This is a genomic window from Mycobacterium sp. NPDC050041 (assembly GCF_049541695.1).
Lineage (GTDB): Bacteria > Actinomycetota > Actinomycetes > Mycobacteriales > Mycobacteriaceae > Mycobacterium.
Genome location: NZ_JBMVDG010000005.1, coordinates 53,151 through 76,550 on the forward strand (window position 1 = coordinate 53,151; position 23,400 = coordinate 76,550).

Below are 23,400 nucleotides of genomic sequence, written 5' to 3' on the forward strand. Positions count from 1 at the left end.
GTGAGCCTGCCCGTTGTATTGATCGCCGACAAACTCGCCGAGTCCACCGTCGCCGCCCTCGGTGACCAGGTAGAGGTCCGCTGGGTGGACGGTCCGGATCGCCCGAAGCTGCTGGCCGCGGTGCCGGACGCCGACGCACTGCTGGTGCGTTCGGCGACCACCGTGGACGCCGAGGTGCTGGCGGCGGCGCCCAAACTCAAGATCGTCGCGCGGGCCGGTGTCGGCCTGGACAACGTCGACGTCGACGCCGCCACCGCCCGCGGTGTGCTGGTGGTGAACGCGCCCACCTCCAACATCCACAGCGCCGCCGAACACGCCTTGGCGCTGCTGCTGGCCACGGCCCGCCAGATTCCCGCGGCCGACGCCACGCTGCGCGAGCACACGTGGAAGCGTTCAAAGTTCTCCGGGACCGAGATCTTCGGCAAGACCGTCGGCGTCGTCGGACTGGGCCGGATCGGCCAGCTGGTGGCCCAGCGGCTCGCGGCGTTCGGCGCGCACATCACCGCCTATGACCCGTACGTCTCGTCCGCGCGGGCCGCGCAGCTGGGCATCGAACTGCTGTCCCTCGACGAACTGCTCGGCCGGGCCGACTTCATCTCGGTGCACCTGCCGAAGACGAAGGAGACCGCGGGCCTCTTCGGCAAGGACGCGCTGGCCAAGATCAAGCCGGGCGCCATCATCGTCAACGCCGCGCGCGGCGGGCTGATCGACGAGCAGGCGCTCGCCGACGCGATCACCAGCGGGCACATCCGCGGTGCCGGTCTGGACGTCTTCGCGACCGAACCGTGCACCGACAGCCCGCTGTTCGAGCTGCCGCAGGTCGTCGTCACACCGCACCTCGGCGCATCGACCGCCGAGGCACAGGACCGGGCGGGCACCGACGTCGCGGCCAGTGTGCGGCTCGCGCTGGCCGGCGAGTTCGTGCCGGACGCCGTGAACGTCGGGGGCGGCACCGTCGGCGAGGAGGTGGCGCCGTGGCTGGACCTGGTCCGCAAGCTGGGCGTGCTGGTCGGGGCGCTGTCCGCGGAGCTGCCGACCAACCTGTGCGTCCAGGTGCGCGGTGAGCTGGCATCCGAGGACGTCGGGGTGCTGCGGCTGTCCGCGCTGCGCGGCCTGTTCTCCGCGGTGATCGAGGATCAGGTGACGTTCGTCAACGCCCCCGCGCTGGCCGCCGAGCGCGGTGTCGAGGCGAGCATCGACACCGAGAGCGAGAGCCCCAATCACCGCAGCGTCGTCGACGTCCGCGCCGTGGCCGCCGACGGTTCGACCGTCAACGTCTCGGGCACGCTGTCCGGGCCGCAGCTGGTCGAGAAGATCGTGCAGGTCAACGGCCGCAACCTGGATCTGCGCGCCGAGGGCGTGAACCTGATCATCAACTACGACGACCAGCCGGGCGCACTGGGCAAGATCGGCACCCTGCTGGGCGGTGCCGCGGTGAACATCCTGGCCGCGCAGCTCTCCCAGGATGCGGACGGCGACGGCGCGACCATCATGTTGCGGCTCGACCGCCAGGTGCCCGCCGACGTGCTGGCCGGAATCGGCCGCGATGTGAGCGCCTCGACGTTGGAACTGGTCGACCTGTCGTGAAGCTCGCTGTCATCGCCGGCGACGGTATCGGACCCGAGGTCATCGCCGAGGCACTGAAGGTGCTCGACATCGTGCTGCCCGGCGTCGAGCGCACCGAGTACGACTTGGGCGCACGGCGCTATCACGCAACGGGGGAGACGTTGCCCGACGGCGTGGTCGACGAACTGCGCGGCCACGACGCGATCCTGCTCGGTGCGATCGGGGATCCGTCGGTGCCCAGCGGCGTGCTCGAGCGCGGCTTGTTGCTGACACTGCGCTTCCAGCTCGACCACCACGTCAACCTGCGGCCCTCCCGGCTGCTCCCCGGCGTCACCAGCCCGCTGGCCGGCGACCCGGCGATCGACTTCGTGGTGGTGCGCGAAGGAACCGAGGGCCCGTACACGGGCACCGGCGGCGCGATCCGGGCCGGCACCCCGCACGAGGTCGCCACCGAGGTCAGCCTGAACACCGCGTTCGGCGTCGAGCGGGTGGTGCGCGACGCGTTCGCGCGAGCGGCCAAGCGGCGCAAGCACCTCACGCTGGTGCACAAGACGAACGTGCTGTCCTTCGCCGGAACGCTGTGGGCGCGCACCGTCGCCGAGGTCGGCCGCGAATTCCCCGACGTCGAGACCGCCTATCAGCACATCGACGCGGCCACGATCCACATGGTCACCGATCCGGGTCGGTTCGACGTCATCGTCACCGACAACCTGTTCGGCGACATCATCACCGACCTCGCCGCCGCCGTCTCCGGCGGTATCGGCCTGGCCGCCAGCGGCAACATCGACGCCACCCGCACCAACCCGTCGATGTTCGAACCGGTGCACGGCAGCGCCCCGGACATCGCGGGCCAGGGCATCGCCGACCCGACTGCGGCCGTGATGTCGGTGGCCTTGCTGCTGGCCCACGTCGGCGAGGACGCCGCCGCGGCGCGGGTCGACCGTGCGGTGGAGCAGCATCTCGCCACCCGCGGCGAGGAGAAGCTGTCGACCACCCAGATCGGCGACCGGATCGCGGCCAACCTCTAGCGCTGTTCGTCCACTCGACGCTGGATCTCCTTGACCATCGCCCAGTCGACGGCCGGGCGGTCGAGGCCGCGCCGGGCGAGGTATCTGCGCGCGGAGGCATTCGCGTTCCTGATCATCGCGAGTGGAGCCAGTCGCGACGGCGTGGTGAAGGCGGTGCTGACGAAGTCCCATGCGTCGTCGCGGCGCTCCAGGCGGCCGCGCACGTGCAGCGTCCGGATGTTCCACATCTCGTCGTCGTGGAAGTGGCACAGCAGATTCGCCGGGCCTGCGGCGGGCGCCAGCGCGGTGGGCAGTTCCGCGGTGAGCACTCCGGTGGTCGGGTCGTAGTCCGCGGTGCGGACGCGGATGCTGAACGGATACCCCTGCGTGTCGATCGCGGTGAGGACGGCTTCGTCGTACCGGCGCAGCGCCTTCGCCGCCTCACTCCACACGGCGCACCTCGCTGAGATCGAGTTCTATTGGCGCAGCGGCGAAGTCGCGGTTCGGCCAGTACAGTGCCCGGCGCGGGGTGACGTGCATCAGGATGCGCATGTAGTACGACCAGAACACGCGCCGGCCCACCCGTGAGTGCCAGATCGCCCCGGCGGGCTGGCGTCGGGCGACCGTTTGCATCAGGGCGGCGAAATCGGGGTCGGCCAGTGCGTCGGTGACGATGGCGTCCTCGGCGACGGCGTCGCCCTGGATCAGCACGGCGCCCGGAGCGGCGACGCCGCTGCCGGTCGGCTCGGAGAACAACATGCTGACCCGGGGATCGCGGCGGATGTTGAAGGCCTTCTGCGGCAGCCCGATGCTGGTGGCCACCAGGAATCGGCCGTCGGCGAGCAGACGCGGTGAGACCGGCCAGGTCTGGGGCGCGCCGCCGCGGCCGAGCGTGGTCAACTCGCAGGTGAAATACCTGTCGATGATGTCGAGTGCGGCGGTCGGCACGCGGCGAGAGTAACGCCGCCCGGATGCGGGCATCGTGAATCGGCAGTAAAGGCGTCACGGCAGTCGGCGTCGCCGCCGTCGATCAGGCGTCCGAGGGGGTCTCGACGTCGACGGGAACCAATGGCAGTGCGATCAGCGGCAACACGGCGCACACCGCGAACGCCGCCGGATACCCGGCGATGCCGATCAGGGCGCCGAACGCGGGCGCCGCGACCGCCGAGGCCAGGTGCTGGCTGGTGTTCTGCGCGCCGAGGGCACGTCCGCTCCAGAAGGGGCCCGCGATCTCGGCGATCGCGGTGAACGCAAGCCCGTTGTCGGACACGGTGATCACCGACGCCGCCACCATCAGCGCGACGCTGACCGGCGAGCCGAGCGCATCGGTCAGCGCGAGCAGCGCCATCGTCGCGGCCGCAGCCAACGCGATCGACCGGATCGGCCGGAGCCGGTGACGCACCCGGTCGGACCAGTAGCCGGCGGCGATTCGTCCCGCGGCGCCCAGCAATTGGGAGACGGTCACCAGCGTTCCCGCCGACACCGCCGACCATCCGCGATCGGTCATCAGCCACACGAGGGTGAACGTCCACACCACCGCCTGCGGCACCACCAGCAGCACCGAGACGGCGTGGATCCGCCACAGCACGGCCGCGCCGCGATACGGGTTGGCCAGATCCGCGGCAGGCGCCTCCGCGCGGGGCGGCCGTGGCGGATCCAGCACGCCCGCCACGCAGATCACCGCGGCGACAGCACACACGATGGCGGGGAACAGCAGCGCCGTCGCCACACCGTGCGACTCGGCAAGCCGAGGGATGACCAGTGCGCCGAGCCCGACGCCCAGCGGCGTCGCGGTCTGCCGGATGCCCATCACCATCCCGCGCTGCTGGGGAGGGAACCAGCCGACCACCAGCCGACCGCTGGCCGAATTGCTGCTCGCGGCCGCCATGCCGCCGAGGAACAGCAGTGCGCCGACCAGGATCAGGGAGTCGGCGGCGGCCGCGGCGAAGGCGGCGGCCGCGGTCAGCGCCGAACCCACGGTGAGCACGAACCGCTCGCCGACCCGGTCCACCACGTAGCCCCAGGCGATCAGCGTGCACACCATCCCGAAGCTCGGCATGGACGACAGCAGACCCGCCACGGCCAGGTCGAGTCCGCGCTCGGAGTGCAGGGTCGGGATGAGGAACGCCGCACCGTTGATGAACACGTTGGCGCACAACGTCGCGGTGAGCGCGATGACCAGCATCGACCAGCGTCGCAGGGTGCCGATCGCCGCCGTGGCCATGCGGACATGGTGGCACAGGTGTCTCAGTGTGCAGAACTCATGTCTCAAATAATGAGACACTGGCGGCGGGGAGTCGGCCGTCGGCCGCCGCCCCGCGGCCACTAGGCTGTGGTGATGCGCCTCGGTCGAATCGCCAGCCCAGACGGTGTCGCCTTCGTCAGCATCGAAGGTCCTCCCGACGATCCGGCGGCCGTCGCCAAGGAGATCGCCGAACATCCGTTCGGCACCCCGACATTCACCGGGCGGTCCTGGCCGCTGGCCGACGTCCGTCTGCTGGCGCCCATCCTTGCCAGCAAGGTGGTCTGCATGGGCAAGAACTACGCCGCGCACATCGAGGAGATGGGTGGCGGCGACTTCCCGGACCCGATCATCTTCCTCAAGCCGAACACGTCGATCATCGGTCCGCACGTCCCGATCCAACTGCCTGCCGGCGCCAATCCGGTGCACCACGAAGGCGAACTGGCGGTGGTGATCGGCCGCCCGTGCAAGGACGTGCCCGCCGCCCGCGCCGCCGAGAACATCCTCGGCTACACGATCGCCAACGACGTGTCCGCCCGGGATCAGCAGAAGCAGGACGGGCAGTGGACCCGCGCCAAGGGCCACGACACCTTCTGCCCGCTCGGGCCCTGGATCGTCACCGACCTCGACCCCGCCGATCTGGATCTGCGCACCGAGGTCAACGGGGAACTGCGGCAGCACAGCAGGACGTCGCTGATGATCCACGACATCGGGGCCATCGTCGAGTGGGTGTCGGCGGTGATGACCCTGCTGCCGGGAGACGTCATCCTCACCGGCACGCCGGAGGGAGTCGGGCCGTTGGAGAACGGCGACACCGTCAGCATCACTGTGGAGGGCATCGGCACGCTGACCAATCCCGTTGTGCGAAAGGCTAAGTGATGACGGTCCGGGTTCGGTTCTGCCCCTCGCCCACGGGAACGCCCCACGTCGGGCTGATCCGCACCGCCCTGTTCAACTGGGCCTACGCCCGCCACACGGGAGGCGCCTTCGTCTTCCGTCTCGAGGACACCGACGCCGAACGCGACAGCGAGGAAAGCTATCTGGCCCTGCTGGACGCGCTGTCCTGGCTGGGTCTCGACTACGACGAGGGCCCCGACATCGGCGGACCGTACGCGCCCTACCGGCAGTCGCAGCGACGCGACATCCACCGCGACGTGGTGGACCGCCTGCTCGCGGCCGGCGAGGCCTACGAGGCGTTCTCGACACCCGAGGAGGTCGAGGCCCGGCACGTGGCCGCAGGACGCAATCCGAAGCTGGGCTACGACAACTTCGATCGGGAGCTGACCGACGAGCAGCGTGCGGCCTACCTCGCCGAGGGGCGCAGGCCGGTGATCCGGCTCAAGATGCCCGACCACGACCTCACGTGGCGGGATCTGGTCCGCGGCGAGACGACGTTCCCTGCCGGCTCCGTGCCGGATTTCGCGCTCACCCGCGCCAGCGGCGATCCGCTGTACACGTTGGTCAATCCCGTGGACGACGCATTGATGAAGATCACCCACGTGCTGCGCGGCGAGGACATCATGTCCTCGACACCGCGCCAGATCGCCCTGTACGAGGCGCTGATCCGGATCGGCGTGGCCGAGCGGGTGCCCGAATTCGGGCATCTGCCGAGCGTTCTCGGCGACGGCAACAAGAAGCTGTCCAAGCGCGACCCGCAGTCGAACCTCTTCCTGCACCGGGAACGGGGCTTCATCCCTGAGGGCCTGCTCAACTACCTGGCGCTACTGGGGTGGGGGATCGCCGACGACCACGACGTGTTCAGCCTCGACGAGATGGTGGCCGCGTTCGACATCGCCGACGTCAATTCCAATCCGGCGCGCTTCGACCAGAAGAAGGCCGACGCCCTCAACGCCGAGCACCTCCGGCTGCTCAGCGAGGACGAGTTCACCGTCAGGCTGCGCGACTACTTCACCGCTCACGGTTACGACACCGGGCTCGACGAGCGGCGGTTCGCGGACGCCGCCCGGTTGGTGCAGACGCGCATCGTCGTGCTCGGTGACGCGTGGGACCTGTTGAAGTTCCTCGACGACTCCGCATTCGCGCTCGACGAGAAATCCGCCGCCAAGGAGCTGCGCACCGAAGCGGTGGGCGTGCTCGATGCCGCGGCGACCGCGCTGGAGGGTGTTACGGAGTGGACCACCCCGGCGATCGAGGAGGCGCTGAAGTCCGCGCTGATCGACGGCCTCGAGCTGAAACCCCGCAAGGCGTTCGGTCCGATCCGGGTGGCGGTCACCGGTGCGAGCATCAGCCCGCCGCTTTTCGAGTCGCTGGAACTGCTCGGTCGTGACCGCAGCCTGCGGCGGCTGCGCGCCGGTCGGGAGCGCGCGGCGGCCGAGACGCCCCAGGCGTGAAAAGTGGCCGCGGAATCTTTGGTAGTCTGCCTGTCGGCCCACAAACACGGGCGGCGGCGACGAGCCGCTGCCGGTAGGGCCGAAAGCGCTCGTGACCTGCGGTGACGAGTAGCCATTGGGGTATGGTGTAATTGGCAACACAGCGGTTTCTGGTACCGCCATTCTAGGTTCGAGTCCTGGTACCCCAGCTGCGTCCGGAGATTAGGTCAGGTCTGACGCCTGAGCTATGCTGGCTCTCCGGAATTTGTTCTAGCCCCCGTCGTCTAGCGGCCTAGGACGCCGCCCTCTCACGGCGGTAGCGTGGGTTCGAATCCCATCGGGGGTACCAGATATCCGTTCGCCCGCCTCGCTCGAGGCGGGCGTTTCTCGTTCCCGGATCCGTGTGACTCTGCGACGGAGCGGCACGACTGCGACCTGTCTCACAACCGGCGGGTCAAGGCCTCCGCCGCCGCCACCAGGTCCGCGGCCCAGCGTGCACCGGGGCGGCGGCCCATCCGGTCGATGGGTCCTGACACCGACACCGCGGCCACCACCGCACCGCGGCCGTCGCGCACGGGGGCGGACACACTCGCCACCCCCGGCTCGCGTTCGGCTGCGCTCTGCGCCCAGCCGCGCCTGCGGACTTCGGCCAGGGCGCGGTCGGTGAACTTCGCCTCCGGCAGTACGGCGTGCTGGGTGGCCGGGTCGGCGTAGGCCAACAGCACCTTGGCGCCCGAGCCTGCGGTCATCGACAGCCGGGTGCCCACCGGAACCGTGTCACGCAGGCCCGCGGGCGGCTCCAGCGCCGCCACGCAGATCCGCGCGGTGCCCTCGCGCCGGTACAACTGCACGCTCTCACCGGTGATCTCGCGCAACCGCGGCAGCACCACCGCACCCGCCGCCAGCAGCGGGTCGTTGACGTGCCCGGCCAGTTCGGTGAGCGCCGGGCCGAGCCGCCATCGGCCGTCGGCGTCGCGGGCGAGCAGCCGGTGCACCTCCAGGCCGGCCGCCAGCCGGTGAGCGGTGGCCCGCGGCAATCCGGTGCGGTCGCACAGTTCGGCGAGCCCGCACGGTGACTCGGCCACCGAATGCAGCACGCCCACGGCTTTGTCCAGCACGCCGATGCCGCTATCCTGTCTCACAGAGAGATACTAACGTCCCGCATGTTGAGACACCAGCCCAACGTGACGAGATCGGCGTGCGGGGCGCCACGACGCGAATCGAGATGTGATGGCCAACTCGCACAAGCCCAGGACCATGGCCGAGAAGGTCTGGGCCGACCACGTCGTCGCCTCCGGCCACGACGAACCCGACCTGATCTACATCGACCTCCACCTGGTCCACGAGGTCACCAGCCCCCAGGCGTTCGACGGCCTCCGGCTCGCCGGACGCCCGGTGCGCAGGCCCGATCTCACGATCGCCACCGAGGACCACAACGTCCCGACGATCGACATCGACAAGCCGATCGCGGATCCGGTGTCGCGCACCCAGGTCGAGACGTTGCGCCGCAACTGCGCGGAATTCGGCATCCGCCTGCACCCGATGGGCGACGTCGAGCAGGGCATCGTGCACATCATCGGCCCGCAGCTCGGCCTGACGCAGCCGGGGATGACGGTGGTGTGCGGCGACAGTCACACCTCGACCCACGGCGCGTTCGGCGCGCTGGCCATGGGAATAGGCACATCCGAGGTCGAGCACGTGATGGCCACCCAGACGCTGCCCCTGCGGCCGTTCAAGACGATGGCGGTGAACGTCGACGGTGAACTGCTGCCGGGAGTGAGCGCCAAGGACATCATCCTCGCGGTGATCGCGCAGATCGGCACCGGCGGCGGCCAGGGTCATGTGATCGAATACCGGGGGAGCGCCATCGAACGGTTGTCGATGGAGGGCCGGATGACGATCTGCAACATGAGCATCGAGGCCGGCGCCCGGGCAGGCATGGTGGCACCGGACGACACCACCTTCGAATTCCTGCGGGGCCGGCGGCACGCCCCGCAGGGCGCCGACTGGGACGCCGCGGTCGCGGCGTGGAGCCAGTTGCGCACCGACCCCGGCGCAGAATTCGACACCGAGGTGCACATCGACGCCGCGAGCCTGAGCCCGTTCGTCACGTGGGGCACCAATCCCGGCCAGGGCATTCCGCTGTCCGGTGCGGTGCCCGACCCCGAGCTGATCGTCGACGAGGGCGAGCGGCAGGCCGCGGAGAAGGCGTTGACCTACATGGACCTTCGCCCCGGCACCGCCATGCGCGACGTCGCGGTGGACACGGTGTTCGTCGGCTCCTGCACCAATGGCCGCATCGAGGATCTGCGGGTGGTCGCCGACGTGCTGAACAGCCGCTCGGTCGCCGACGGGGTGCGGATGCTGATCGTGCCCGGCTCGATGCGGGTGAAGGCGCAGGCCGAATCCGAAGGCCTGGACGCGATCTTCACCGCCGCAGGCGCTGAGTGGCGGCAGGCCGGATGCTCGATGTGCCTCGGCATGAATCCCGATCAACTCTCCCCGGGGCAGCGCTGCGCGTCGACTTCGAACCGAAATTTCGAGGGCCGGCAGGGCAAGGGTGGCCGCACCCATCTCGTCTCACCCGCCGTCGCCGCGGCCACCGCGGTGCGCGGCACCCTGTCCTCTCCCGCCGACCTGACCGACCGAGGAGCCCAGTGATGGAAGCCTTCACCACCCACACCGGGATCGGCGTGCCGCTGCGCCGGTCGAACGTCGACACCGACCAGATCATCCCTGCGGTGTATTTGAAGCGGGTCACCCGAACGGGATTCGAGGACGGCTTGTTCGCCGCCTGGCGTAACGACCCGTCGTTCATTCTCAATCTGGCGCCGTTCGACCGGGGCTCCGTGTTGGTGGCCGGACCGGATTTCGGCACCGGGTCGTCGCGCGAGCACGCGGTCTGGGCGCTCATGGACTACGGGTTCCGGGTAGTTATCTCGTCTAGGTTCGCCGACATCTTCCGCGGGAATGCGGGCAAGGCGGGACTGCTGGCCGCCGAAGTCGCGCAAGACGATGTGGAACTGCTGTGGAAGCTGATCGAGCAGAATCCCGGGCTGGAAATCGGTGTGGACCTTCAAGATCGAACAGTGACCGCCGGAACGGTTGTGGTGCCGTTCAGAATTGACGAATACACCGCATGGCGACTGCTCTCCGGACTCGACGATATAGGCCTTACGCTGCAGAAACTCGATGCGATCGAGTCCTATGAACAGCGCAGGCCGGCCTGGAAACCGAAGACCCTGCCGGCCTGATCGAAGCCCCGCGGCGGGCCGAATTCGCCGCCCTGGAAGGGGTTCTCCGAACCTCCGGCAGGAGGCCATGCGCGGCAACCGGATTGCCGAATTGTTCGCCAGCTACTATTGAAATTGCGCGTGGCTCTTGGAAATCAGTGGTCAAAGGGTTTACCGTGTCCTCTAGTCGGTCCAAGGAGGACCACTGGTCTCGGAGGATTTGAATGAACAAAGCGGAGCTCATCGACGTACTGACGAACAAAATGGGCACCGACCGTAGGCAGGCCACCGCCGCGGTCGAGAATGTCGTCGACACCATCGTGCGCGCTGTGCACAAGGGCGACAGCGTGACCATCACCGGCTTCGGCGTTTTCGAACAGCGCCGCCGCGCCGCCCGTGTCGCGCGCAATCCGCGCACCGGCGAGACGGTGAAGGTGAAGCCCACCTCGGTGCCGGCATTCCGCCCGGGTGCTCAGTTCAAAGCGGTTGTGTCTGGCGCGCAGCGTCTCCCGGCAGACGGCCCCGCCGTCAAGCGCGGCGTGACGGCGACGCCCGCCAAGCGCTCGGCCGCCAAGAAGGCGCCCGCCCGCAAGGCCGCGACCAAGACCGCCGCCAAGAAGGCGCCGGCGAAGTCGACGGCGGCGAAGAAGACCACGGCCGCCAAGAAGGCTCCGGCCAAGTCGACGGCGGCGAAGAAGACCACGGCCGCCAAGAAGGCGCCGGCGAAGTCGAGCGCGGCGAAGAAGACCACCGCCGCCAAGAAGGCGCCGGCCGCCAAGAAGGCCGCCACCAAGGCGCCGGCCAAGAAGGCGCCCGCTGCCAAGAAGGCCGCCACCAAGGCGCCCGCCAAGAAGTCGGCTGCCAAGAAGGCGCCGGCCAAGAAGGGCCGCAAGTAGATTCCCCACCGGAGGCGCCGCGGGTCGAGCCGACCCGCGGCGTTTTCTGCTGCGGACCGGGTGCGGGCGATCTCAGCCGCTGACTGCCAGGGGGCTGCCGATGTGGTCCGCCGACACCAGCCGGCCACCGGAGAGCGACAGCACCCACGTGCTGCCCTTGCGGTTGCGTGACTTGTCCGGCCGCACCCCGTCCTGCTCGCACCACCAGTCGACCAGGGGTGGAATCACCTTGCCCTGCGAGCAGATCGCCGGAGTGGCACCGCTCTCGCCGGCCTTCGCGACGATGTCAAGAAGCCGACGACGGGCTGCCTTCTTGTCCTCGGAGTAGGCCTCTTCGGTGAGCTCGGGTTCACTGGTCACCGTGGTGCCCAGCTCCTGGGCCAGCGGCTCGAGCGTCTGCAGGCACCGGGTGCGGGACGCGGCGAACAGTTCGTCGGCACCGAACGCGAGCAACTGTCCGACGAGCGATTCGGCCTGAGCGCGCCCGCGCTTGTCCAGAGGACGCTTGTCGTCGTCGCCCCGGTAACGCTTCTTGTCGCCGGCCGAGCCGTGCCGGACGAACAGCACGGTCTGGGTGTCGGCGGGCAGTTTCGCGAACCGGCGCAAAACCTTCCGGTCGTGCGGATACCCCACCCGCTTGATCGCGTCGTCCACCGGGAGCCAGATCAGCTGATCGACTTCGTCGTTCGGGGCGAACTCGCCGTCGACGCGGCGGGCCGCCCAATACCTGACCTTCTTGACGCCCTGGTCCACCGGATAGCTCACCGTGGTCAGCCTGCGGCCCAGGTGTGCGGCGCAGCCCGTCTCCTCGAGAACCTCCCTGACCGCGGTCACCGGTTCCGTCTCGCCAGGGTCGACCTTGCCCTTCGGCAGTGACCAGTCGTCGTAGCGCGGGCGGTGGATGACCGCGACGAGTGGCTGCGCGTCGTCGCCGTCGGCGCGCCACAACACCGCACCGGCAGCCAGCACCGCCTTGCCCTTGGGACTCTTGGAACTCGATCCCGCGTCCTTGCTCACCTCAACTCCTGCAGTCGGTTCGGGGCGTACGGCCGAGACGGTGAGCGGGGATCACGGGTGCCGGTGGCGTTCCATCAGCGACACCTGATGGTCGCGCACCGTGCGGCCTTCCTGGGGCGAGGCCGTCCAGCGCCCGTCGGTGCCCAGCTCCCAGCACCGGGTGGACGGGTCCATCGCGGACTCGAACGTGTCGTTCAGCTGTGCGGACAATCGCGGATCCTTGACCTGCGCCATCACCTCGACCCGGCGGTCGAGGTTGCGGTGCATCATGTCGGCGCTGCCGATCCAGAACTCGTCGATGGCCTTGAAATGAATGATCCGGGAGTGCTCGAGGAACCGGCCGAGAATCGAGCGCACCACGATGTTGTCGGAGAAGCCGGCCGCACCCGGTCGCAGCGCACAGATGCCGCGCACCACCACCTCCACCCGCACACCGGCCTGCGATGCCCGGTACAGCGCGTCGATCACCTGCTCGTCGACCAGGGCGTTGGCCTTCAGCCGGATGCGCGCGTCGGCGCCCTCGCGGGCGGCGGCCACCTCCCGCTCGATGCGCTCGATGATGCCGCGGCGCACGCCGTTCGGCGCCACCAGCAGATTGCGGTAGGACACCTTTCGGGAGTAGCCGGTCAGCGAGTTGAACAGGTCGGTGAGGTCGGCGCCGATGTCGGGCGCCGCCGTGAGCAGGCCGACATCCTCGTAGAGGCGGGCGGTCTTGGGGTTGTAGTTGCCGGTACCGATGTGGCAGTAACGGCGGATCGTCGAGCCCTCGCGTCGCACCACCAGCGCGGTCTTGCAGTGAGTCTTCAGGCCGATCAGGCCGTAGACCACATGCACGCCGGCCTGTTCCAGCGCCCTGGCCCACTTGATGTTGGCCTGTTCGTCGAACCGGGCCTTGATCTCGACCAGCGCCACCACCTGCTTGCCGGCCTCCGCGGCGTCGATGAGCGCGTTGACGATCGGGGAGTCACCCGAGGTGCGGTAGAGCGTCTGCTTGATGGCCAACACATTCGGATCGGCGGCCGCCTGCTCGACGAAGCGCTGCACCGTGGTGGAGAACGAATCGTACGGATGGTGCACCAGCACGTCACCGTCGCGCAGGGTGGAGAAGATGCTCTTCGGCGTCTCGCGCTCGCCGAACGCGGGCGGCGTCGCCGGAACGAACGGCGGGTCCTTCAGCGCGGGCCGGTCGACGCCGTACACCTGCCACAGCGACGAGAGATCAAGCAGACCGGGGACTTCGATGACGTCGCCGGGAAAGACGTCGAGCTCGCGCAACAGCAGTTCGAGCATGCTCTCGGTCATGTCGTCGGAGACCTCGAGCCGCACCGGCGAGCCGAACCGCCGCCGCGCCAGTTCCCGCTCGAGTGCCTGCAGCAGGTCCTCGTCGCGGTCCTCCTCGACCTCGAAATCGGCGTTGCGCGTGATGCGGAACGCGTGGTGCTCGACGATCTCCAGCCCCGGGAACAGCACCGGCAGGAAGGCCGCGATCAACTCCTCCATCGGCAGGAACCGCGAGACGCCGGAGGCTCCTTCCCGCGCGTCCAACTCGACGAAGCGGTCGACGTTGTCGGGCACCTTGATTCGCGCGAAGTGCTGACCGCCGTCGTCGGGCACCTTGACGGTGATCGCCAGATTGAGCGAGAGACCGGAGACGAACGGGAACGGGTGCGCCGGATCCACCGCCAGGGGGGTCAGGACCGGGAACACCTGCTCGTGGAAGTAGGTCGAGAGCTGGCTGCGCTCGGCCTCGTCGAGTTCGACCCACGTGACGATGACGATGCCCTCGCCGGCCAGCGCCGGGCGCACCGACTCCCGGAACACACTCGCGTGGCGGCTGGCCAGCTGCTGGGTGCGTTCGCTGATGCGGCGCAACTGCTCGCGCGGCGACAGGCCGTCCGCCGAGCGCACCGACAGGCCCATCTCGTCGCGGCGTTTCAGCCCCGCGACGCGCACCATGTAGAACTCGTCGAGATTCGACGAGAAGATCGCCAGGAACTTGGCGCGTTCCAGCAGCGGCAGCGACGGGTCCGCGGCGAGTGCCAGCACCCTGGCGTTGAAGTCGAGCCAGCTCAGCTCGCGGTTGAGATAGCGGTCCTCGGGCAGGGCGGCGGGCTGGGCGGGATCGGCGGCGGGCGATGTCGCCGCCGGCGGCGCGTCCGGAGCCGCCGCTGATGCCTGGGCCTCCGGCGCCGTGTCGACGGGCACCTGCTCGGCGTCATCCGTTCGTGTCTGGGCCTCGGCTTCGGTCATCTCGCCAATCATTCCTCATCTGCGGTTCGTGCGGCCACCGCGGACCCACATTGCTCGCCGGCTGTTCATCTGGTCTGCGGCAGGGCGCGAGCGGTCGCAGGCCCGACGCCGAGCAGCTGGGCGGCGGCCAGGTCGTCGGGGGTGTCGATGTCGCACCGCAGGCCCGGCCACCCGCCGGTCAGCTCCACCGCTCCGGAATCGCGGTGCCGCCGTGCCGAATCGGTGCCCAGCCGCGGATCGAGGGGAACGCCGAATGCGAACAGTGCGGCGGTACCCGTGCCGTGCCGGTCGCCGACGAAGCTGCGTGGGTGCGCCCGGGCCGCCGTGACCGCCTCCGCGAATTCGTGGGAGCGCAGCGCCGGCAGATCACCCTGTAGGACAACGATGTTCGGGTGGCCGGCGCGCAGCTCGGCTTCCGCCGCGATGATCGCGTTGTTGAGCGGGTCGTGGTGCCCCGCCGGTGTCGGATCGTCGATCACGTTCGCGCCGAGCGACCGCACAGCAGCGGCGGCGACGGCGTCGGGGGTGACCACGGTGACCGCTGCCACCGGCACCGCGGCCGCGATGGTGTCCATCAGCATGGCCAGCACCACGGTCTCGCGGGTGGCCGGCGAGAACGCCGAGGCCAGCCGGGTCTTCGCCGCCGCCAGCCGCTTCACGGCGATCACCACCGCGACGTCGGCGTCCGCCGCGGTCCGTGTGCCGCTCATGATCGCCATCCTGCCAGGCGCGTTCGCCGATGCCCGGCGGCGCCGAAAGCCGAGACGCGCACCGGCCCGCGCTAGGGTGAAGCGGTGGTGAGAGCGGCGGTGATGGGTGCCGGTGCGTGGGGAACCGCCCTGGCGAGGGTCCTGGCGGACGCGGGCAATGACGTGGCGCTGTGGGCCCGCAGGCCTGAACTGGCCGCCGAGATCAACGCCACCCACCGCAACACCTCCTATCTCGGCGACACCGAACTGCCTGCCACCATCCGGGCGACCGCCGACCCGGCCGAGGCGCTCGCCGGCGCCTGCACCGTGCTGCTCGCGGTGCCCTCCCAGCGGCTGCGCGAGAACCTGCAGCAGTGGAAGGGCCTGATCGGAGACGACGCGACACTCGTCAGCCTCGCCAAGGGCATCGAGCTCGACACCCTGATGCGGATGAGCCAGGTCATCATCGCCGTCACCGGTGCCGACGCCGGCCGGGTGGCGGTGGTGACCGGCCCGAACCTGGCCAGCGAGATCGCCGCCGAACAGCCCGCGGCCACCGTCGTCGCCTGCAACGACTCGGGCCGGGCGGTCACCCTGCAGCGTGCGCTGGCCACCGGCTATCTCCGTCCGTACACCAACAGCGATGTGATCGGCGCCGAAGTCGGCGGCGCGTGCAAGAACGTCATCGCGCTGGCGTGCGGGATGGCCGCCGGTGTGGGGCTGGGCGAGAACACCCTGGCCGCCATCATCACCCGCGGCCTGGCCGAGATCATGCGGCTGGGCATCGCGCTCGGCGCACAGCCGGCCACGCTGGCGGGGCTGGCCGGCGTCGGCGACCTCGTCGCGACCTGCACCTCACCGCACTCGCGCAACCGCACGTTCGGCGAACGGCTGGGCCGGGGAGGCACCATGGAGTCCGCACTGGAGGCGGCGGGCGGACACGTGGCCGAGGGCGTCACCTCGTGTGAGTCGGTGCTCTCGCTGGCGTCGAGCTACGACGTCGAGATGCCGCTCACCGACGCGGTGCACCGCGTGTGTCACCGGGGACTCAGCGTGGACGAAGCGGTGGCGCTGCTGCTGGGCCGCAGCACCAAACCGGAGTGACGGCGATGGACGGCGGCTACGGCGACTCGACCCGCAGTGTGAAAGCTGCGGGAGCCGAGCCGGTTCCGGGTGCGCCCGTTGCGCCGCCGCCGGTTCCCGCTGCGGCCTACCACATCCCGGCGGACGAGGACGACACGCTGGACAGTTACGGCCGCCGGTCGAATCCGACGTGGCGTCTCGTGGAATCGGCGCTGGCCACGCTCGAGGGCGCCACCCACGCGCTGACATTCGGATCGGGCATGGCCGCGATCACCACCGCGCTCCGGGTGCTCGCGACGCCGGGCAGCACGCTGGTGGTGCCCGCCGACGGCTACTACCAGGTCCGCAGGTATGCCACCGAACACCTTGCGCCGCGCGGAGTCTCGGTGATCGAGGCGACCTGCGCGCAGATGTGCGATGCGGCCGCCGGTGCCGACGTCGTACTGGCCGAGACGCCGGCGAATCCGACACTCGACGTCGTCGATCTGCACCGGCTGGCCACGCTGTGCCGCCGCCGCGGGTCCACCCTCGTCGTCGACAACACCACCGCCACCCCGCTCGGGCAGCAACCGCTCTCGCTGGGCGCCGACCTGGTGGTCGCCAGCGCCACCAAGGCACTGTCCGGCCATCACGACCTGCTGGCCGGATACGTCGCGGGCAGCCACCCGGAGCTGTTGGCCGCGATCGAACGCGACCGGCTGCTCGCGGGTCCGGTGCTCGGCGCCTTCGAGGCGTGGCTTCTGCTGCGCAGCCTGGGCACCGTCGGTCTGCGCTTCGAGCGGCAGTGCCAGAACGCCCAGGCGCTGGCCATGCTGCTGCGCAGCCATCCGGCGGTGCGGACGGTGCGCTACCCGGGGCTGCCCGAGGATCCCTCGCACGAGGTCGCGGCCCGCCAGATGCGGCGGTTCGGCGGGGTGGTGTCGGTGGAGCTGGCCGATGCCGACGCCGTCCACGGCCTCGTGCAGCGCAGCGACCTGCTGGTGGGCGCGACCAGTTTCGGCGGCATCCACTCCTCGGTGGACCGGCGGGCCCGCTGGGGGGACCCGGTCCCCGACGGGTTCGCGCGGATCTCGCTGGGTATCGAGGACACCGACGACCTGATCGCCGACATCGACCGCGCGCTGCGGTGAAAGTCCTGGTCAGAGAATCAGATCGTGCGGCGAGCGGGCGGGGCGGTAGCCTCTGCAGGTTGTGACTGCTCGCAACCAGCCCGGCGCCGCCGGCCGCACGCGCGTCGCCGTCGTCTACGGCGGCCGCAGTTCCGAGCACGCCATCTCCTGTGTTTCCGCCGGCAGCATCCTGCGTAACCTCGATCCCGAGCGGTTCGAGGTCGTCGCCGTGGGCATCACCCCCGAGGGGTCGTGGATGCTCACCGACGCCCGCCCGGAGACACTGGCGATCACCGACGGCCGGCTGCCCGAGGTCAGCGCCACGTCCGGCATCGAGATGGCGCTGCCTGCCGCACCGGAGCGCAGCGGTCAGCTGGTGTCGCTGGGCCAGGGCGCCGCGGGCGAGATCCTGGCCTCGGTCGATGTGGTGTTCCCCGTGCTGCACGGGCCGTACGGCGAGGACGGCACCATCCAGGGCCTGCTCGAACTCGCCGGGGTGCCCTACGTCGGGGCCGGCGTGCTGGCCAGCGCGGCGGGAATGGACAAGGAGTTCACCAAGAAGCTGCTGATCGCCGAGGGCCTGCCGGTCGGCGATCACGTCGTGCTCAGGCCTCGCCGGGCGACGCTGGAACTCGAGGAGCGCGAGCGGCTCGGACTGCCGGTGTTCGTCAAGCCCGCCCGCGGCGGCTCGTCGATCGGCGTCAGCCGGGTCGCGGCCTGGGACGACCTGCCCGCGGCGATCGACCTGGCTCGCCGCCACGACCCGAAGGTGATCGTCGAGGCCGCAGTGCCCGGCCGCGAGCTGGAATGCGGTGTGCTGGAGTTGCCCGACGGCCGGGTCGAGGCCAGCACGGTCGGCGAGATCCGGGTCGCCGGGGTGCGCGGCCGCGAGGACGGGTTCTACGACTTCGCCACCAAGTACCTCGAGGACGGCGCCGAGCTGGACGTGCCGGCCAAGGTCGACGACGAGGTCGCCGACGAGATCCGTCAGCTGGCGATCCGCGCCTTCACCGCCGTGGACTGCCAGGGCCTGGCGCGCGTCGACTTCTTCCTCACCGACGACGGCCCGGTGGTCAACGAGATCAACACCATGCCTGGCTTCACCACCATCTCGATGTACCCGCGGATGTGGGCGGCCAGCGGGGTGGACTACCCGACGCTGCTGGCGGCGATGGTGGACACCGCGCTGAGCAGGGGCACCGGCCTGCGCTAACGGATCGGCGCCGGATCGGCCGGACGTGCGGGCAGCGTCGCGGTGATCGTCGCCGACATCAGCTGTATCGGCGTCGGCCCCGAACCGGCGGGCAGGGTCAGCGCGACGTAGACCGGCCGGTCGACGGCGTACCAGGTGCTGCGCGCACCCTCTGCCGGCTGCGCCTCGCCCGCCCGCTCCTCGCCCACCCGGAACCAGGACACGGCATCGACCATCTGCAGCGGCGCCCCGGCGACGAACTCGGCGGGACGGTCCAGCCCGCAGCGCAGCACCACCGGTTCGGCGTCCGGTCCGGCCCGCCACGCCGCGGCACCCGCCGGGGTGGGTTCGGCCGTCGGCGCACGCCGGTATTCGCCCAGCTCGTCCGGCAGGGCGTCGATCAGACTGCGGCAGTCCGGGCCGTCGGCCGAAGGCGCGGGCACCGCGGAGATCGCCACCGGCTCCTCCGGTGTGTCCGACTGCCGGATCGCGGCCACCGCGAGCAGCACCACCACCGCAGCGACGGCCACCGCGATCGCCGCGATCATCAGCCCGCGCGGCGGCCCGTCCCCGGTCGGTGCACTCACACGGTCAACCCTAGAGCTGCGCTCCGTCGGCGATCGGGCAGGTCAGCGTGCGGGTGATGCCGGTGGTCTGCTGCACCGACGGCACCACGGTGCCGGTCAGGTCGGCCATGCTGTCGGCGCCCACCCGCACCACGACGTCGTAGGGCCCGGTGACGTATTCGGAGGACACCACGCCCGGCAGACCCGCGAGTTGCTTGGCGACGACCTCGGCGCGGCCCACCTCGGTCTGGATCAGCATGTAAGCCTCGACCACCTGCCGTCTCCTCTGTCTCGCTGCATAGACTCCCTGCCGCAGGGACCAAACGTACCGCAGGTCGAGCCGGTGTTCATTTCGCGAACGACCCGGTAGGAGGCGACATGGCGAGCTTCGAACCGGCCGAAACGCTGGCCACCGCGGGGGAGTTCGCGGTGATCGACCGGCTGGTCAGCGGGCATGACCAACCGGCGGCGGTCGAACTGGGACCCGGCGACGACGCGGCGGTGGTGCGGGCCGGCGACGGACGGACGGTGGTGTCGACCGACATGCTGGTGGCCGGGCGGCACTTCCGGCTGGACTGGTCGACACCACACGACGTGGGACGCAAGGCCATCGCCCAGAACGCCGCCGACATCGAGGCGATGGGAGCCCGCGCGACGGCCTTCGTCGTGGCCTTCGGAGCGCCCGCCGACACACCTGTGGCCCAGGCCGTCGAACTCGCCGACGGGTTGTGGGACGAGGCCGGCCGGCTCGGTGCGGGCATCGTCGGCGGCGACCTGGTCCGGGCGCCGCAGTGGGTGATCTCGGTGACGGTGCTCGGCGACCTGGCCGGTGCTCCCGCCGTGCGCCGCGACGGCGCACGCGCGGGCGACGTGCTGGCCGTCGCCGGTGATCTCGGCCGGTCTGCGGCGGGATTCGCGCTGTGGGACAACATGATCGGTGACTCCGTCGACGGCTGGGCCGAGCTGCGGCGGCGTCACCTGGTGCCCGAACCGCCCTACGGGGAGGGCCGCGCGGCGGCCGCGGCGGGTGCGACGTCGATGACCGACGTCTCCGACGGGCTGCTCGCCGACGTCGGTCACCTCGCGACGGCTGCCCGCGTGTCCGTCGACATCACCGCCGACGCGCTGCGGGCCGATCACGACGCCGTGTCCGCCGCTGCGGCGGCGACCGGCGCCGACGCCTGGGACTGGGTGCTCGGCGGCGGTGAGGACCACGCCCTGGTCGCAACGTTCGCCGGGCCGCCTCCCGAGGGCTGGCGGGTGATCGGACGGGTGCTCGACGGCCCGTCCGAGGTGCTGGTGGACGGCCGGCAGTGGCGCGGCAACCGGGGATGGCAGTCGTTCTGAGCGACCGCGCACGCTAGGTTGGCCACTCGTGACCGCACGTCCACTCGAAGACCTCGTCGAGCCCGGCTGGGCCCAGGCGCTGGCGCCCGTCGCAGACCAGGTGACGCAGATGGGGGAGTTCCTGCGCGCGGAGCTGGCCGCCGGGCACCGATATCTGCCGGCGGGTCCGAATGTGCTGCGCGCCTTCACGTATCCCTTCGACGAGGTGCGGGTGCTGATCGTGGGGCAGGACCCCTATCCCACGCCCGGGCACGCCGTCGGGCTGAGTTTCTCCGTCGGCGCCGACGTGCGGCCGATCCCGCGCAGCCTGGCCAACATCTTCACCGAGTACACCGCCGACCTCGGTCTGCCGCAGCCCAGCACCGGTGACCTGACCCCGTGGGCGCAGCGCGGGGTGCTGCTGCTCAACAGGGTCCTCACCGTGCGTCCCGGCACGCCGGCGTCACATCGCGGCAAGGGCTGGGAGGCGGTCACCGAGCGGGCCATCGCGGCGCTGACGGACCGGAAGCGGCCGCTGGTCGCCGTGTTGTGGGGACGTGACGCCGCCACGCTCAAGCCGATGCTGGCCGGCGGTGACTGTGTGGCGATCGAGTCGCCCCATCCCTCGCCGCTGTCTGCGTCGCGCGGCTTCTTCGGATCGCGGCCGTTCAGCCGCGCGAACGAGATGCTGGCGCAGATGGGTGCAGAGCCCGTCGACTGGCGGTTGCCCTAGCTGCGGGCACCGGACTTCGGGTCCTGAGTCTCGGTGTCCCGGTGGTCAGACCCCCGGGCGGTGCGGACGGTGTCCGGCGGCGTCAGCCGCGCGTGACCTTGCCGGCCTTGATGCAGGAGGTGCAGACGTTGATGCGCTGCTTGTTCCCGCCCGGGCGGGACGCGGCGCGCACCGACTGGATGTTGGGATTCCAGCGGCGGCTGGTACGCCGGTGCGAATGCGACACCGACTTGCCGAAGCCGGGGGCCTTCCCGCAGACATCGCACACGGCAGCCATAGTCAGTACTCCTCGGATCAGAACGTGCTCGGATCTCGGGGCCAACGACCGCAAGCGGGTGACCCGACAACCTGATCAGGATACCGGCCGCCGCGGCATTCCCCAAAACGGCGCCCGCGGGGCTGTGGATCGGCCGTCCACAGGGCGTGACCAGCCCGGCTGATGTGGTCGGCGGTGTCGTCGCCACTCGTTAGGCTGACGCGACGGCGGACTACTCGGGTCTGGAGGTGGGATGGCGGGTCGGCGGCTGGACGCCTGCGCGCTGCGCCGGTGGGCCCACGTGTCGGTGGGCGACCTGATCACCCACACCGACGAGATCAACCGCATCAACGTGTTCCCCGTCGCCGACGCCGACACCGGCACGAACATGCTGTTCACCATGCGGGCCGCCTGGGAGCGGGTCGAGGCTCAGGAGACCGGCGACGTCGCCGAGGTCAGCGCGGCGCTGGCTTCGGGCGCCCTGCACGGCGCCCGCGGGAACTCCGGTGTGATCCTGTCCCAGATCGTGCGCGGGCTGGCCGTGGTCACCAGCGAGGCCGCCGCCGAGCGCGGCGGCGAGCTCTCCGAGGTGGACGGCGAGCTGTACGCGGCTGCGCTGCGGCAGGCGGCCGCGTTCGCGGTGGCGTCGATGGGGGAGTCGGTGCCGGGCACGATCGTCACCGTGTTGCAGGCCGCTGCCGATGCGGCCACCGGCGCCGCCGCCGACGGGGCCGACGCGGCCCGGGTGGCCGAGGTGGCGGCCGACGCCGCGGCCGATGCGCTGGACCGAACCCCCCAGCAACTCGCCGTACTGGCCTCCGCAGGCGTCGTCGACGCCGGGGGCCGCGGTCTGCTCGTCCTGCTGGACGCGATGACCGCGACGCTGACCGGCGCGGCCGCCCGGCGCGCCGAGTACGTGCCGTCCCCGGCTTCCCCGCCGTCCTCCGGCGCCCACCCGGGCGGCGGTCGGAACGCCACTGCGGCGCCGCCGCAGTTCGAGGTGATGTACCTGCTGGGTGAGTGCGGCGCCGACGACGTCGAACGGTTGCGCGGCCACCTCGACCGCATCGGGGAGTCGGTGGCGATCGCGGCGTCGGGGGCCGGCCAGTACTCAGTGCACGTGCATGCCGACGACGCCGGGGCCGCCGTGGAGGCCGGTCTCGCGGTGGGCACGCCGAGCCGCATCCAGATCACCGCGCTGACCGGCGCGGCAGCCGCGCGGCCCGCGGCCGGGTGGAGCCGTGACCGGGCGGTGCTGGCCGTGGTCGACGGCGCCGGTGCCGAGGAGTTGTTCAGTGGCGAAGGCGCGCAGGTGCTCCGGCCGGCCGCCGACGGGCCGGTCAGCGCCAGCCAGTTGCTGCGGGCCCTCGTCGACGCCGCAGCCGCGCAGATCATGGTGCTGCCCAACGGCTATGTCGCCGCCGAGGAACTCGTCGCCGGATGCACCGCCGCCATCGGCTGGGGCATCGACGTGGTGCCGGTGCCCGCCGGATCGATGGTGCAGGGGCTGGCCGCACTCGCGGTGCACGATCCGGCACGCCAAGCCGTCGACGACGGGTACACGATGGCGCGGGCCGCGGCGGGCGCCCGGCACGGCACGGTGCGCACGGCCACCGAGGAGGCCTTGACGTGGGCCGGCACCTGCCGACCCGGCGACGGCCTTGGCATCGCCGGCGATGAGGTGCTGATCGTGGGTCCCGACCTGACCGCCGCCGCCGCCGGGCTGATCGACCTGCTGCTGGTGGCGGGCGGCGAACTGGTCACGGTGCTCACCGGCGAGGGCGTGGACGCGTCGGTGGGCGCGGCGCTGCGCGAGCACGTGCACCGCGAGCACCTCGGCACCGAACTCGTCACCTATCACACCGGCCACGGCGGTGACGCGCTGCTGATCGGCGTCGAGTAGCC

23 protein-coding genes and 2 tRNA genes are annotated in these 23,400 nt (G+C 70.6%); 15 read left to right on the plus strand and 10 right to left on the minus strand.

The genetic code is table 11. From position 1 onward, the window contains the following. Complete coding sequence (gene serA, locus ACPCHZ_RS16900; RefSeq protein ID WP_423485785.1) at positions 1-1,587, plus strand: phosphoglycerate dehydrogenase; 1,587 nt, start codon at positions 1-3, stop codon at positions 1,585-1,587. Continuing rightward, entirely contained in the window at positions 1,584-2,594 is a 1,011-nt protein-coding gene (locus tag ACPCHZ_RS16905; RefSeq protein WP_364971381.1) for a 3-isopropylmalate dehydrogenase, read from the plus strand. The genes serA and ACPCHZ_RS16905 overlap by 4 nt, the downstream gene beginning before the upstream one ends. Here the strand turns inward: ACPCHZ_RS16905 and ACPCHZ_RS16910 are convergent. The 3 genes from ACPCHZ_RS16910 to ACPCHZ_RS16920 form a co-directional block, all read right to left on the minus strand. Beyond that, complete coding sequence (locus ACPCHZ_RS16910; RefSeq protein WP_423485786.1) at positions 2,591-3,025, minus strand: hypothetical protein; 435 nt, start codon at positions 3,023-3,025, stop codon at positions 2,591-2,593. The genes ACPCHZ_RS16905 and ACPCHZ_RS16910 overlap by 4 nt on opposite strands. Beyond that, entirely contained in the window at positions 3,015-3,521 is a 507-nt protein-coding gene (locus tag ACPCHZ_RS16915) for a pyridoxamine 5'-phosphate oxidase family protein (protein ID WP_423485787.1), read from the minus strand. Before ACPCHZ_RS16915 ends, ACPCHZ_RS16910 begins: the two co-directional genes overlap by 11 nt. An 82-nt stretch (positions 3,522-3,603) precedes the next feature. Continuing rightward, positions 3,604-4,797 carry an MFS transporter gene (locus ACPCHZ_RS16920; protein WP_423485788.1) on the minus strand — a complete coding sequence of 398 codons (1,194 nt, stop codon included), beginning with the start codon at positions 4,795-4,797 and terminating at the stop codon, positions 3,604-3,606. A 114-nt stretch (positions 4,798-4,911) separates the two neighbouring features. On the opposite strand from ACPCHZ_RS16920, the gene ACPCHZ_RS16925 reads away from it, so the two are divergent. The 4 genes from ACPCHZ_RS16925 (at position 4,912) to ACPCHZ_RS16940 (ending at position 7,494) form a co-directional block, all read left to right on the plus strand. Continuing rightward, positions 4,912-5,694, plus strand: a complete 783-nt coding sequence (locus tag ACPCHZ_RS16925) for a fumarylacetoacetate hydrolase family protein (protein WP_423485789.1) — start codon at positions 4,912-4,914, stop codon at positions 5,692-5,694. Further along, positions 5,694-7,166, plus strand: a complete 1,473-nt coding sequence (gene gltX, locus ACPCHZ_RS16930) for a glutamate--tRNA ligase (protein ID WP_423485790.1) — start codon at positions 5,694-5,696, stop codon at positions 7,164-7,166. The genes ACPCHZ_RS16925 and gltX overlap by 1 nt, the downstream gene beginning before the upstream one ends. A 116-nt stretch (positions 7,167-7,282) precedes the next feature. Continuing rightward, a tRNA-Gln gene (locus ACPCHZ_RS16935) sits at positions 7,283-7,354 on the plus strand. A gap of 64 nt (positions 7,355-7,418) precedes the next feature. Further along, positions 7,419-7,494: transfer RNA gene (locus ACPCHZ_RS16940), tRNA-Glu, on the plus strand. Positions 7,495-7,585: 91 nt separating this feature from the next. Here ACPCHZ_RS16940 and ACPCHZ_RS16945 read toward each other — a convergent pair. Continuing rightward, the gene (locus tag ACPCHZ_RS16945; protein WP_364971372.1) at positions 7,586-8,287 is read right to left on the minus strand and encodes an IclR family transcriptional regulator; all 702 of its coding nucleotides are present in this window, start codon (positions 8,285-8,287) and stop codon (positions 7,586-7,588) included. An 88-nt stretch (positions 8,288-8,375) separates the two neighbouring features. On the opposite strand from ACPCHZ_RS16945, the gene leuC reads away from it, so the two are divergent. From leuC to ACPCHZ_RS16960, 3 genes are all read left to right on the plus strand, one after another. Continuing rightward, complete coding sequence (gene leuC / locus ACPCHZ_RS16950; protein ID WP_423485791.1) at positions 8,376-9,806, plus strand: 3-isopropylmalate dehydratase large subunit; 1,431 nt, start codon at positions 8,376-8,378, stop codon at positions 9,804-9,806. Further along, positions 9,806-10,399 carry a 3-isopropylmalate dehydratase small subunit gene (gene leuD, locus ACPCHZ_RS16955; RefSeq protein ID WP_364971370.1) on the plus strand — a complete coding sequence of 198 codons (594 nt, stop codon included), beginning with the start codon at positions 9,806-9,808 and terminating at the stop codon, positions 10,397-10,399. The genes leuC and leuD overlap by 1 nt, the downstream gene beginning before the upstream one ends. A gap of 203 nt (positions 10,400-10,602) precedes the next feature. Further along, a complete protein-coding gene (locus ACPCHZ_RS16960; protein ID WP_423485792.1) occupies positions 10,603-11,274 on the plus strand; it encodes an HU family DNA-binding protein in 672 nt (223 codons plus the stop codon). A gap of 72 nt (positions 11,275-11,346) precedes the next feature. Here the strand turns inward: ACPCHZ_RS16960 and ACPCHZ_RS16965 are convergent, their stop codons facing one another. The 3 genes from ACPCHZ_RS16965 to cofC all read right to left on the minus strand — a co-directional run bounded on the left by ACPCHZ_RS16965 (position 11,347) and on the right by cofC (position 15,251). Next, on the minus strand, positions 11,347-12,291 hold the full coding sequence (locus ACPCHZ_RS16965; protein WP_423485793.1) for an NUDIX hydrolase: 945 nt from the start codon (positions 12,289-12,291) through the stop codon (positions 11,347-11,349). Between the two features lie 51 nt (positions 12,292-12,342). Continuing rightward, positions 12,343-14,541 carry an RNA degradosome polyphosphate kinase gene (locus tag ACPCHZ_RS16970; protein ID WP_423485794.1) on the minus strand — a complete coding sequence of 733 codons (2,199 nt, stop codon included), beginning with the start codon at positions 14,539-14,541 and terminating at the stop codon, positions 12,343-12,345. A gap of 65 nt (positions 14,542-14,606) precedes the next feature. Continuing rightward, positions 14,607-15,251 (minus strand): 2-phospho-L-lactate guanylyltransferase, encoded by a 645-nt coding sequence (cofC, locus tag ACPCHZ_RS16975; protein ID WP_423485795.1) that lies wholly within the window; start codon positions 15,249-15,251, stop codon positions 14,607-14,609. 102 nt (positions 15,252-15,353) lie between these two features. On the opposite strand from cofC, the gene ACPCHZ_RS16980 reads away from it, so the two are divergent. The 3 genes from ACPCHZ_RS16980 to ACPCHZ_RS16990 all read left to right on the plus strand — a co-directional run bounded on the left by ACPCHZ_RS16980 (position 15,354) and on the right by ACPCHZ_RS16990 (position 18,635). Beyond that, a complete protein-coding gene (locus ACPCHZ_RS16980) occupies positions 15,354-16,334 on the plus strand; it encodes an NAD(P)H-dependent glycerol-3-phosphate dehydrogenase (RefSeq protein ID WP_364973584.1) in 981 nt (326 codons plus the stop codon). Positions 16,335-16,339: 5 nt separating this feature from the next. After that, positions 16,340-17,443, plus strand: a complete 1,104-nt coding sequence (locus ACPCHZ_RS16985) for a cystathionine gamma-lyase (RefSeq protein ID WP_423486086.1) — start codon at positions 16,340-16,342, stop codon at positions 17,441-17,443. 61 nt (positions 17,444-17,504) lie between these two features. Beyond that, positions 17,505-18,635 (plus strand): D-alanine--D-alanine ligase family protein, encoded by a 1,131-nt coding sequence (locus ACPCHZ_RS16990; protein ID WP_423485796.1) that lies wholly within the window; start codon positions 17,505-17,507, stop codon positions 18,633-18,635. On the opposite strand, the gene ACPCHZ_RS16995 is transcribed toward ACPCHZ_RS16990, so the two are convergent. Both ACPCHZ_RS16995 and ACPCHZ_RS17000 read right to left on the minus strand, forming a co-directional pair. Continuing rightward, positions 18,632-19,201 (minus strand): DUF3515 domain-containing protein, encoded by a 570-nt coding sequence (locus ACPCHZ_RS16995; RefSeq protein ID WP_423485797.1) that lies wholly within the window; start codon positions 19,199-19,201, stop codon positions 18,632-18,634. The two genes, ACPCHZ_RS16990 and ACPCHZ_RS16995, sit on opposite strands and share 4 nt — an antisense overlap. A gap of 10 nt (positions 19,202-19,211) precedes the next feature. Continuing rightward, the gene (locus tag ACPCHZ_RS17000) at positions 19,212-19,454 is read right to left on the minus strand and encodes an Lrp/AsnC ligand binding domain-containing protein (protein WP_423485798.1); all 243 of its coding nucleotides are present in this window, start codon (positions 19,452-19,454) and stop codon (positions 19,212-19,214) included. Between the two features lie 104 nt (positions 19,455-19,558). On the opposite strand from ACPCHZ_RS17000, the gene ACPCHZ_RS17005 reads away from it, so the two are divergent. Together ACPCHZ_RS17005 and ACPCHZ_RS17010 are read left to right on the plus strand one after the other, a co-directional pair. After that, on the plus strand, positions 19,559-20,527 hold the full coding sequence (locus ACPCHZ_RS17005; protein WP_423485799.1) for a thiamine-phosphate kinase: 969 nt from the start codon (positions 19,559-19,561) through the stop codon (positions 20,525-20,527). A gap of 28 nt (positions 20,528-20,555) precedes the next feature. Continuing rightward, the gene (locus ACPCHZ_RS17010; protein ID WP_423485800.1) at positions 20,556-21,239 is read left to right on the plus strand and encodes a uracil-DNA glycosylase; all 684 of its coding nucleotides are present in this window, start codon (positions 20,556-20,558) and stop codon (positions 21,237-21,239) included. 82 nt (positions 21,240-21,321) lie between these two features. Here the strand turns inward: ACPCHZ_RS17010 and rpmB are convergent, their stop codons facing one another. Next, entirely contained in the window at positions 21,322-21,516 is a 195-nt protein-coding gene (gene rpmB, locus ACPCHZ_RS17015) for a 50S ribosomal protein L28 (protein ID WP_364971360.1), read from the minus strand. A 232-nt stretch (positions 21,517-21,748) separates the two neighbouring features. Here rpmB and ACPCHZ_RS17020 point away from each other — a divergent pair, with 232 nt between their 5' ends. Then, a complete protein-coding gene (locus tag ACPCHZ_RS17020; protein ID WP_423485801.1) occupies positions 21,749-23,398 on the plus strand; it encodes a DAK2 domain-containing protein in 1,650 nt (549 codons plus the stop codon). The last annotated feature ends 2 nt before the right edge of the window (positions 23,399-23,400 follow it).